The sequence below is a fragment of the Okeania sp. SIO3B5 genome (genome assembly GCF_010692555.1).
Taxonomy (GTDB): domain Bacteria; phylum Cyanobacteriota; class Cyanobacteriia; order Cyanobacteriales; family Microcoleaceae; genus Okeania.
Map to the genome: position 1 here is coordinate 1 of NZ_JAAHHG010000329.1, position 11,193 is coordinate 11,193.

The 11,193-nt window shown below is 33.0% G+C and carries 8 protein-coding genes; 3 read left to right on the top strand and 5 right to left on the bottom strand.

The window, feature by feature from the left end; genetic code table 11:
• Positions 1-595 precede the first annotated feature (595 nt).
• Both F6K54_RS30445 and F6K54_RS30450 read left to right on the top strand, forming a co-directional pair.
• Positions 596-1,435 (top strand): hypothetical protein, encoded by an 840-nt coding sequence (locus tag F6K54_RS30445; protein WP_293086229.1) that lies wholly within the window; start codon positions 596-598, stop codon positions 1,433-1,435.
• Positions 1,436-1,733: 298 nt separating this feature from the next.
• On the top strand, positions 1,734-2,540 hold the full coding sequence (locus F6K54_RS30450; protein WP_293086232.1) for a hypothetical protein: 807 nt from the start codon (positions 1,734-1,736) through the stop codon (positions 2,538-2,540).
• Positions 2,541-2,627: 87 nt separating this feature from the next.
• Here F6K54_RS30450 and glgA read toward each other — a convergent pair whose 3' ends face one another.
• The 3 genes from glgA to F6K54_RS30465 all read right to left on the bottom strand — a co-directional run bounded on the left by glgA (position 2,628) and on the right by F6K54_RS30465 (position 5,811).
• On the bottom strand, positions 2,628-4,046 hold the full coding sequence (gene glgA / locus F6K54_RS30455; protein WP_293086235.1) for a glycogen synthase GlgA: 1,419 nt from the start codon (positions 4,044-4,046) through the stop codon (positions 2,628-2,630).
• Positions 4,047-4,536: 490 nt separating this feature from the next.
• Entirely contained in the window at positions 4,537-5,001 is a 465-nt protein-coding gene (locus F6K54_RS30460; RefSeq protein WP_293086238.1) for a DNA phosphorothioation-associated protein 4, read from the bottom strand.
• A gap of 474 nt (positions 5,002-5,475) precedes the next feature.
• Positions 5,476-5,811 carry a nucleoside triphosphate pyrophosphohydrolase gene (locus F6K54_RS30465; RefSeq protein WP_293086241.1) on the bottom strand — a complete coding sequence of 112 codons (336 nt, stop codon included), beginning with the start codon at positions 5,809-5,811 and terminating at the stop codon, positions 5,476-5,478.
• An 833-nt stretch (positions 5,812-6,644) separates the two neighbouring features.
• Here F6K54_RS30465 and F6K54_RS30470 point away from each other — a divergent pair.
• Entirely contained in the window at positions 6,645-7,424 is a 780-nt protein-coding gene (locus F6K54_RS30470) for a class I SAM-dependent methyltransferase (RefSeq protein WP_293086244.1), read from the top strand.
• A gap of 1,636 nt (positions 7,425-9,060) precedes the next feature.
• Here F6K54_RS30470 and F6K54_RS30475 read toward each other — a convergent pair.
• Together F6K54_RS30475 and F6K54_RS30480 are read right to left on the bottom strand one after the other, a co-directional pair.
• On the bottom strand, positions 9,061-9,201 hold the full coding sequence (locus tag F6K54_RS30475) for a hypothetical protein (RefSeq protein WP_293086247.1): 141 nt from the start codon (positions 9,199-9,201) through the stop codon (positions 9,061-9,063).
• Between the two features lie 99 nt (positions 9,202-9,300).
• Positions 9,301-9,765 carry a DUF4332 domain-containing protein gene (locus F6K54_RS30480; RefSeq protein ID WP_293086250.1) on the bottom strand — a complete coding sequence of 155 codons (465 nt, stop codon included), beginning with the start codon at positions 9,763-9,765 and terminating at the stop codon, positions 9,301-9,303.
• Between the last annotated feature and the right edge of the window lie 1,428 nt (positions 9,766-11,193).

The following is an 11,193-nucleotide window of genomic DNA, read 5'->3' on the forward strand; positions in this document are numbered from 1 at the left end:
AACTTTTTTAAGTCAACTAAAGGTCAAAGGAAAGGTAAGCCTATAAGACCTCCTAAGTTCAAAAGTAGAAAGTCAAAGCAAACTGCTAGGTTTACATGCATGAGGTTTTAAAGTTGCTCAACACAAAAAATATATTAGTCGCGGGCGGGCAGTCCGAGACAAAAAACGGACGTGGAGGCAAGCATAAGACTACTGCCAAAGTAGCAGCAGCCAAAGAAACGTCAATCCACTGAAGAGCTACGGCTCAGTAGGAATCTCCGCGCCTTCAGGCCGGAGAGGATGTCAATTGTTAATATCTGTACTTCATATACGACCGAATCTGCGGTATATATTTAGGGTTAATTCTTGATAAATTTATTAATTAATTTTAAATGAAAAATACTAGGGTGTTTATCATATTTATTTTGATGTTTAAACCAATAAAAAACTAGGATAATTGGTTATGGAAATCTCTGTTATTGCATTTTTATTATCGGTTTTAGGTAACAAGTTTGTGGAATAAGCTGGTTCAAAAATAGCTAAAACAACGTTTCAAAAAATAGCTTCTCTAAGACAAAAAACTCAAGAATAACTTGAGGAAGATTTTCAAACTAGGTTGGTATGGAATAAATTAGAAACAAGTAATGGTGAAGAACCACCTACTCAAACTTTAAAGATAATTGCTGATATTTTACAAGGAAAAATTAATACAGAACCCGACTTTGTAAGAGAAGTAGAAGAGGTTCAAAAAATATTTGAAACAGAACTTCAATCTAGTTCTTCAACAGATTTTCAAGAGTATGTTAGACAAATACAAAGGCTAACTAATAAAATAAAAGTTTTGCAGAAAGATGTAGATGATATTAAACAAGAAATCAAGGAAAATGTTAGTAAAGGTGATTATTTAGGCAAAGACCCAGGTATTCTTTCCGGAAATCAAAATTTTATTCAAAACATTAATCAAGGGAACTCAAATTTTCTTGCCGATACAAATATTAAAGCTGATGCCAAATTCATCCATTTGAACAAAGAATATACTCAGCGTATCCTCACTCAAATAGAACAAATAAAAGGAAAAATAACTCAATTTTTTACAGTCAAAGAAAGTATGGATGAGCTAGATAAAATTCGTCAACTTTATCCCATTTCAGTATTTGATGTTATAAGTGATTTGACATTTCAAAATCTAGAGATTTTTTTTAAGCTTGTATTTGCACTTGGTAAATTCATCAAAAAAAATATAAAAAATTACATTAATCAGGATGATGAACTAATTACTGCAGGAAAATATTTTGAACAGATTAGAAAAATACAATCTCAAATAGGTGAAAATCCTGAAGAAGATAAGGTTTTACTACAATCTCTAGGAAGTATAGCAGATGAAGTAAATTTGCAAATATCTAAGTTAAATAATTCATTTATTCTGGCTTTATATCCAGCTTCATCTAGTAAATAATTAGTTGCAAATATGGTTTCTAAAATTGGATATAAGGAAATTCGGGAGGAGGCAGAAACCCATTTGAGTGTTATTAGTAAGGTAAGCATTAAGCTATTACCTGTCGGCTATCAGCAATAATAACCTGTGCTTAAGGACGAGTTTTAAATGAATATAGACTTTAGAGCTGACTTTTGTAGTAAGATTTTTCTAGCTCAGTCAATAAAGCTTTTATCACTCATTAAAAGCAATAGCTGATAGCTGATAGCTGACGGCTGAATGCTTACTTAGTAAGTTAGTGGAAAAGCTTAATAATTTGATGGAAAAGTTCGATATAGAGAACCACAACACTGAAAGAAAATTATCCAACCAGCAAAACAATATAGTTTCCCATCAAACTGTAGTCGAGATAATTAAAAATTCAAATCCTGAAGACATCATCAATTCTTTTGATTTAATCAAAAATCTAGTAAAAGAATCAGAAAATGAACAAATTTCTATTAGTCAAAATAAAGAGAATAAAGAGCGCAATAATAAAGACGATCAAGATAAAAATATCTATGTTTTAAGTGACGAAGCACAAGCTACGATAGGGATAATGATTGATATTGAAAAAAGGCGTTATTTGGTTGAAAATTTGGTAAGCCTTGATCTACAGAAGGCAAGAGCAACTACTGGTTTTGTTACTATAACTATTGTGGGAATTATTTTAGTGATGATTTTTGGGGGATTATTTTATGGACCTTTAGTTTCAGTGGGAGAAAAATCTTTGAATGAACTAAAACTTCCATTAATTAATATTCCTTGGCCTGTTGTTTTCTGGAGTTTTATAGGTAGCTTTGCAGCAATGATTTATCGCTTTAATCGTCAACCAATTTATGAATTTGGTAATGTGCTTAAATGGACTGTTACTAGATCGGTACAAGGAATTGTTCTGGGTTCTGCTTTTTACCTGATTCTTGTTTCTGGGTTATCTTTATTAACATCAGAAAAGATAACTACTGAAGTAATTTTGATTCTATCTTTTCTGGTAGGTTTTAGCGATCGCTTTGCGGATAATGTATTTAATACCCTAATTGAAAAATACACTAAGGATGGAAAGAAAAAAGAGCAAGAAAAAATTTAAAATAAATCAAGCAATAGATTGATCCTATCGAATATGCTTAAACTGAAGGAATTGGGGAAATTTACCCCAGTTCCTATTATAAATTTCTTACTGTACTAATTCAGGTTCTTTCTCTACTGCTGTTTCTTCCTCAGGTAATCCAAGTATTGATTTGTACATTTTAATATACTCCTGAGCTGATTTGTCCCAACTAAAGTTTTCTCTCATGCCACGTTTCTGTAATTCTTGCCATTGCTCTTTAAAGCGGAAAGCTTCACAAGCTCTAACCATTGCAGTAAAGAAGTCTAGTGGTTCATAGCGATCAAAACAATAGCCAGTACCAGCATTGTTAACTGGGTCATGGAAAGGTACTGTATCAACTAACCCTCCTGTGCGACGTACAATAGGTACGCTACCATACCGCATGGCCAACATTTGACTAATACCACAAGGCTCAAACCTGCTAGGCATTAAAAAAGCATCGGTACCTGCATAGATTCGCCGAGATAGGGCATCATTATATAAAAGTTGGACACTCATACGACCAGGGTAACGAGTAGCTATCTGCCACATTTGAGTTTCATAGAAGCGATCGCCCGTGCCCAACAAAATAAACTGACTATCGGTGTAGGCCATAAATCGATCCAAGACTTGCAGCATTAGATCGAGTCCCTTTTGCTCTACCAGTCGGGAGACCATTCCTACGAGAAAGGTATTCTTATTGACTTCAAAACCCACCTCTTCTTGAAGAGCAACTTTATTATCAGTACGTTTCTCCAGGGTATCGACGGTATAAGTTTGAGCAATATATCTGTCATTAGCTGGATTATAAAAGTTCATGTCGATACCATTGAGGATGCCCTGTAGTTTCCCGCTCACAAAGGACATTAAACCATCTAGGCGTTCACCATAATTGGGTGTTTGAATCTGACTAGCATAAGTGGGAGAAACAGTAGTTACTCGATCTGCAAACTGAACTGCTGCTGCCATTGTATTATGACCTTCCATGTACCAGGGACACCAAGTAATTCTTTCCAAGTACCAGCGCCAAGGTCCTTGATAAGCTAGGTTATGAATAGTAAATACGGTCTTAATATCTGGGGTTTCGTTCATCCAAACTGGTATCATGCCTGTGTGCCAGTCATTGCAATGAATAATATCTGGTTTCCAGCCATTCCAGCAAAACTCAGCCGCTCCATTGGCAAATAGAGTGAACCTCCAGTCTTCGTCATCTCCGTAGTAGATATGACGTGGCCAAAAGCTAGGATGACCAAACAGATACAACGGTACATCACTTTTTGGTAGTACTGTCTCATAAATGCTAAAGCTTTGATACATAGCATTTCCTTCCCAGATTGGTTCTTCTGGAATTTCCATTTTGTCGCCTAGAAAGCCATAGTAAGGCATAAGGATACGGACATCGTGACCCATGGCCCGTAGCACTTTGGGTAAGGCTCCTACTACATCGGCCATACCACCAACTTTGGCTAAAGGAGTTACTTCAGCTGCCACAAATAAAATTCGCATGATTCTTTAATTTGCGTTCCCTTTTTGATGCTCAATATCGTCATGATACCTGCATGGGCGCATCTAAACTACAAGTCAAAAGTCAAAATTAAAAAGTCAAAAGTTAAAGGCTTGACTTTAAAAGTCAAAAAAAAACAGCTCCCGCAGCATAGCTGCCTTCTTCAATAAGTATGGTATTTTTATTTGAGATATAAATTATAGATTGAGGTTTTTTATAAGAAAAAAAAAAAAAAAGTGCGCCGAAGGATAAAAGTTATTGATATTTCTTTTTAGTCAATTCTATGATTTTTTAAAAGAAAGAGGTGATGATTAATTTTTAATTGTTAACTGTTATTTGTTGATTATTGAATTTTTGTATAGCGTTTATCAAATTAGTGAGATACAGTTACCTTTTTGTCTTTTTATTCCCTGTTCCCTGTTTCCTGTTCCCTGTTTCCTGTTCCCTCAAATCTAAAATTTTGTACCTCACGCTTTTTGGGAATTGCTATATTTATTTCAAAAATTTAGTTAAGTCAAATTCTGTTTCTGTCTGAGATTTTTGATACCTCTCAGAAATTAAGAATAATAAAAGTCGTTCTGAATAATTTACTGCTCCCCGCATTTCATCTCGTAATATTTCTAGCCCTCCATTGGCATATTCTTCAAATATTTTAATGCAATTCTCTTCTGTTTCTTCATTTGCTGGAGAGATGATTTTTGTATCTTTTGTGTCGGCGATCGCGATTAATTTAATAATACTTTCATATCCCCTAGACCAAAACACTTCTATGTTAATTGGACTTGGTTCTCTTTGAGAAATTTCTGTTAATGGAATTCGGTGGTTTTTCTTTATGGCTAAAGATGCGGCAAATACTATTACATCAGCATAAGTTTTAAAAGGACCTGTTTTTTCTTCTGATTCCGTTAAAGCTTTGACTAAATATGCTTTATCTCTGGCAATTCTAATTCTATTCATTACTAAAAATTCAATATATAGCAGGGAACAGTTGAAAAGATATTTCTTATTTGAAAGGATAGGCAATTATTAATTGTTGAATTTTATCTACAGTATGATTAAGTAGTAGGCAGATATTTATCATCTTTATTATTATTGTGAAATATAGCAATATGATTTGAGTTGTGAGATATTGGAAACTTTTAGGGAACACCGGATCTGGGAACAGGGAACAGAGAAGAAGAAAAAACGTACTATATTAATATAATAATTGCTATATTCTATACTTTTAAGGAACACTTCAATTCTCACAACTGATTCCTGATTGCTATATCTGCTTCAATTTATACTAACATTTTGGAGATACTAAACGATTTACTTCTACCATTGTAGTAGCTGGTCTAATTTTACAAAAAAAATTATCGAATAATTAAGGCTTAAAGCCTCTCCTTGAAAATAATTAATAATTATTAATTATTAATTATTAATTATTAATTATTTAGTAGTATTTTCTTTTGTCCACAATAACATGATTTTTTGCTCAAAATCTCCTTTACTTGCACGTTTTCGGTCTCGTTCGAGTGTAATTTGATTATAAGAAATGCCATAACTTTTGAGTAAAGCATCTACTACTTCTAATAAGTCGGCTATCTCTATGGCTAATTCACCGTTACTTGCTGTTGCTGCTTCTTGAGCTTCTTCAATAAGTTTTTCTCGTAATGCTTGGCGATATTCTGTGTCTGAGAGGGTGATAGTTTCACACTCTAAACCATTTTTACGGATAATTTCTGGAATGCGATCGCGCACTAATTTATTATATTCTTGAGGCATAATTCTACTAATTTACCAACTAATTTTTGTTGATTGCTTGAATTGATACAAACTACTGTATCTCCAATTAAAATATATACTAATTTAATCAAATAGGGAATATTTATCTTGATTTTCAATGATTTTATAACTAAAATTATTAAATTGAAAATTATTTATTTTTGCTTAACTCCATGAATTATTGAGTTAAAGTTATCCAATAATTAATTATTTCATGTTTTAAGTTTATCCTTAAAAGTAGAAGATTAATTGATATTTAGTAAGCATTCAGCCGTCAGCTATTAACTATTAGTTATCAGCTATTAAGCTATTAATTTTGGGGAAGTTAATTAATGGATAATGGATAATGGATAATGGATAATGGATAATTACCTCTGGTTAAAACCGTTACGGAATTGAACATAAGGAAATATTATTTCTTTATTTTCCCCTTGTAGAGCGACAGCTCGCGGCGCAGCCAAGGGGAGGCGGAATTGGCTGAATTATTTAATTAATAATGATTAATGATTAATTATTCGGTAAAAGCAATTTAGAAATTGAGAAAGAATAAAAAGTTACTGCCTAAGTATTCTTCCTAAACCTTAGAAGTAATTATTTATTACTTATTGCTGTTAACGTAGTTCTAACCTAGGAGGTTAGCTGACTGCTTATGATATTTATTCTGACTCAATTATTTATTTTATTAAAAAGAATAAGTGGTTATTAACTGTTATTTTTTAATTATTAAAAAAAATCAACTATTGCCGTAGTAATACATTTTTTTTGTTTTCTATTGACTTACTAATTTTATTAAATATGATAATATTATTCCAGTTATTTAATTATACTTAGCAATGAATAAACAGTTCAGAAATTATTTTCAAAATGTAGCTATAATTTTATCTATAGCTATTCTAGGTTTGCTCTTAAATGCTTGTACTATAAACACTAATGTAGTTGCTAGTTCAGATGGAGTTTATCAATATAAAACTATCCATAATCCGGAAGGTATTGGGAAATTTTATCTAGGTCGAGAAATAGCTAAAGTTATGGGTCATGAAGGTGCTGCATGGCTAGAAAGACCTAGCAGAAGTTATAGAGAAAATCCTCAAAATGCTATCGATCATCTTGATTTAAAACCTACGGATGTTGTGGCAGATATTGGTGCTGGTACTGGTTATTTTACTTTTAGAATTAGTCCTTTGATTCCTCAAGGTAAGGTGATTGCGGTAGATGTACAACCGGAGATGTTGGAGTTAATTAATTTTGTTAAAAATGAGGAAAATATTATTAATATTGAGACTGTTTTAGGGGATGTAGATAATCCTAAGTTGTCTCCTTCTACTGTTGATATTGCTTTGTTAGTTGATGCTTATCATGAGTTTGAATATCCGCGAGAAATGATGTTAGGAATAGTTGCTGCTTTGAAGCCTGGTGGGCGGGTTATTTTATTGGAATATCGGGGTGAAAATCCGATGATTATGATTAAAGGTTTGCACAAGATGACTGAGAAACAGGTGAAAAAAGAAATGAATTCTGTGGGTTTGGTTTGGCAAGAGACTGATGATTTTTTACCACAACAACATTTTTTAGTGTTTAAAAAGCCTGAATTTTCTCGATCAAATTACAATTAAATAGCTGGATTTCTCATAGGATAGCTATTTAAATTTTTTCTAATTGAAAACGAATAAAAGTTTATATTTATGTGAAATACATTTTTTTTGTTGAATAAAAAGTCAAGCATGGGGGCAAGTTAACCCTTATAGTTAAAGTATTTCACAATTATTTGAAGAATGCAAGGCAAAAAACCTAGGCGATTTTTTTGGTGCTTCACACAATGACAACTTAGTGGGGATTTTCACTAGAGCGATCGCTTCTATCACAGATAACTAATAAAAATCACCTCTATTTCTCCAGACTATTTGTGGTAGTGAGTGCTGAGTATTTTATGTATATTTCTTGATTGAATAAAAAGTCAAGCAAAGGGGCGAGTTAACCCTTATAGTTAAAGTATCTCACAATTATTTGAAGAATGCAAGGCAAAAACCTAGGTGTTTTTTGGTGCTTCACGCAATGACAATTTAGTGGGATTTTCACTAGAGCGATCGCTATAGATAACTAATAAAAATCACCTCTATTTCTCCAGACTATTTGTGGTAGTGAGTGCTGAGTATTTTATGTATATTTCTTGATTGAATAAAAAGTCAAGCGTAGGGGCGAGTTAACCCTTATAGTTAAAGTATCTCACAATTATTTGGGGAATGCAAGGCAAAAACCTAGGCGATTTTTTTTTGTGCTTCACACAATGACAACTTAGTGGGATTTTCAGTAGAGCGATCGCTTCTATATAGATAACTAATAAAAATCACCTCTATTTCTTCAGACTATTTGTGGTAGTGAGTACTGAGTATTTTATGTATATTTCTTGATTGAATAAAAAGTCAAGCGTAGGGGCGAGTTAACCCTTATACGAGTTAACCCTTATAGTTAAATTATCTCACAATTATTTGGGGAATGCAAGGTAAAAACCTAGGCGATTTTTTTGGTGCTTCACAGAATGACAATTTAGTGGGGATTTTCACTAGAGCGATCGCTTCTATCACAGATAACTAAGATAACTAATAAAAATCACCTTCAGTCTAGCCATATTTGTGTCTTTTATTTCTCCAGACTATTTGTGGTAGTGAGTGCTGAGTATTTTATGTATATTTCTTGATTGAATAAAAAGTCAAGTGTAGGGGCGAGTTAACCCTTATAGTTAAATTATCTCACAATTATTTGGGGAATGCAAGGCAAAAACCTAGGCGTTTTTTTGGTGCTTCACAGAATGACAACTTAGTGGGGATTTTCACTAGAGCGATCGCTTCTATATAGATAACTAATAAAAATCACCTCTATTTCTCCAGACTATTTGTGGCAGTGAGTGCTGAGTATTTTATGTATATTTCTTGATTGAATAAAAAGTCAAGCGTAGGGGCGAGTTAACCCTTATAGTTAAAGTATCTCACAATTATTTGGGGAATGCAAGGCAAAAACCTAGGCGTTTTTTGGTGCTTCACAGAATGACAACTTAGTGGGGATTTTCAGTAGAGCGATCGCTTCTATCACAGATAACTAAGATAACTAATAAAAATCACCTCCAGTCTAGCCATATTTGTGTCTTTTATTTCTCCAGACTATTTGTGGTAGATAGTACTGAGTATTTCTTATAGATACTTCTTGATTGAATAAAAAGTCAAGCGTAGGGGCAAGTTAACCCTTATAGTTAAATTATCTCACAATTATTTGAGCAATGCAAGGCAAAAAACCTTGGCGATTTTTTATGTGCTTCACAAAATGAAAATTTGTGGGGTTTTTCAATGTAGCGATCGCTTCTATTATAGATAACTTAAGATAACTAATAAAAATCACCTTTAGTCTGGCTATATTTGTGTCTTTTATTTCTCCAGACTATTTATTGTTAGGAGTTAAACTTCAAAAATCATTACTTGTCGATCACTACCTTTTTTCTTAATCAGACCAATCTATAGACCATTTTTTTGATGGTAATTTAGTAGTTGGCACATTGTTATGGGCAGTTTTTCTTTGAAGATTTGTTGCCTGAGCAACCCAACTTCTAACCATACTTAAACTAGGTAAGCGTTGCACAAGTTGTTTTTGATGGTTAAGCTTCATCATCTGAGAGTGGAGTGTTTCAGGAAACCGATTTTTTAACTGAGAAATTGTATGTACTCCTAAAGCAGATAATAGGAAAAAATATTCCCGATCTACTCCTTTAATTTGTGATAAATCAACAAAATTTACCCACTGAATAATCAGTTCTTTTTCAATAGAAGTAGCTTGCTCTAATTCTTCTATTCCTGCAAGAGACGAACATTTTTCTAATAGTTCTGTTACTTTAGTGATACCTACTCCTATTAATTTTTCAGCATATACAGAATTCATGCCTTCAATATCTTGAATATTATGTATCATAATTTCTCTCCTATTTTACATTTGACTATTTTACCTCTTTCCGAGGAGCCATATTCAAGAAGTCAAAAATCAGAAGTGTGTTTGCGCAGCATTCGGACCGAAAGTTAGAAGTTAAAATTAGTGGGAGATTGTTACTCAGCACTAATTTTTAACAGCTAAAATAAAATTCATACTGGTGGTTGCTTCACTATATTTATCTGTCTAAAAATATAGATTTTATGACCGAAAATAATGGTGTAAAAAAAACTTATGACTTGGTGAGTGCCTATTTCTGACTTTCCATTTTTCATGCTGCATAAACCAGTGCAGCGATAAGGGAATAATCTATGTATAAATGTAAGATAAAAAGGGTGAGATTATACCAAATTGATAAATATTTGCTACAAATAGCTAGGATATTTATTAGGAGTCAGGAGTCAGAACTCAGGAGTCGTATGGGAATCGCTTTAATACCATTTTTTAGGGCGTAAATTATCTTTTTTGTTAAAGGGATATTTCCTATAAAGTCTTTTTATTGCTCTTACTATTCGTAACATTCTTTTTTAAAATTGGTATTATACAATTTATCCGAAACATTTCTATATTTTCGCATAGTAAGGGAGTAGGAGAGTGGGGCAGAATTAAATATCAGAATAATTAACATTAACTTACCTGGGAAGAAAAAATTTTCCTTAAGTGTCAATCCTCTTATTTTCAAGGAGAGATAATTGTTAATTAGGGTTTGCTGAAAAAGTCTTTTAGTAGGGGTAGGAGACAGGATAAATGGGAATGAGCGAGGAGGTAGGGGTAAGAATTGTCAGAATGATTTTTCTGCCATAATCGTCCAAAAATAATAGCTTTTTGAGCGTTTTAGACTAAAACAGGTGCACTTTTTTCGACCCCAAAAAGGAACTTGTATTTATATATCAATGCTTTTAGATTTAATCAACAAGCCCTAATTATTAATTATTAATTGTTGAACTAGGTGTTTGCGTAGTATTTCCACAGGAAAATTTTTCTCATAATTAGGGTTTGCTGAAAAAGTCTTATGTGTGAGGGTAGGAGACAGCTATACTGGAGACAGCTATACTGGAGAAATGGGTATGGGAGCGAGGAGGCAGTAGGAAGAATTATCCCTTGATTTTTCTACCATAGTCAGTCCAAAATCCGCTCCTTTTTGAGCTTTTTGCACCGAAAACCTTGTACTTTTTCAAGACCTAAAAAGGCTAAAACCAATATCAGTCAATGCTTCTATATTTAATCAGCAAGCCCTAATTAGGCAATTGATGAATGACTTCTGTGAAACTGTATCGTTATAGGAAAAGTAAGAAGTAAGAAGTAAGAAGTAAGAAGTAAGAAGTAAGAAGTAAGAAGTAAGAAGTAAGAAGTAAGAAGTAAGAAGTAAGAAGTAAGAAGTAAGAAGTAAGAAGTAAGAAGTAAGAAGTAAGA

Coding starts and splice junctions, on each gene's coding strand:
- F6K54_RS30450 (WP_293086232.1), top strand. CDS start 1,734: ATGGAAAAGTTCGATATAGAGAACCACAACACTGAAAGAAAATTATCC.
- glgA (WP_293086235.1), bottom strand. CDS start 4,046: ATGCGAATTTTATTTGTGGCAGCTGAAGTAACTCCTTTAGCCAAAGTT.
- F6K54_RS30460 (WP_293086238.1), bottom strand. CDS start 5,001: ATGAATAGAATTAGAATTGCCAGAGATAAAGCATATTTAGTCAAAGCT.
- F6K54_RS30465 (WP_293086241.1), bottom strand. CDS start 5,811: ATGCCTCAAGAATATAATAAATTAGTGCGCGATCGCATTCCAGAAATT.
- F6K54_RS30470 (WP_293086244.1), top strand. CDS start 6,645: ATGAATAAACAGTTCAGAAATTATTTTCAAAATGTAGCTATAATTTTA.
- F6K54_RS30480 (WP_293086250.1), bottom strand. CDS start 9,765: ATGATACATAATATTCAAGATATTGAAGGCATGAATTCTGTATATGCT.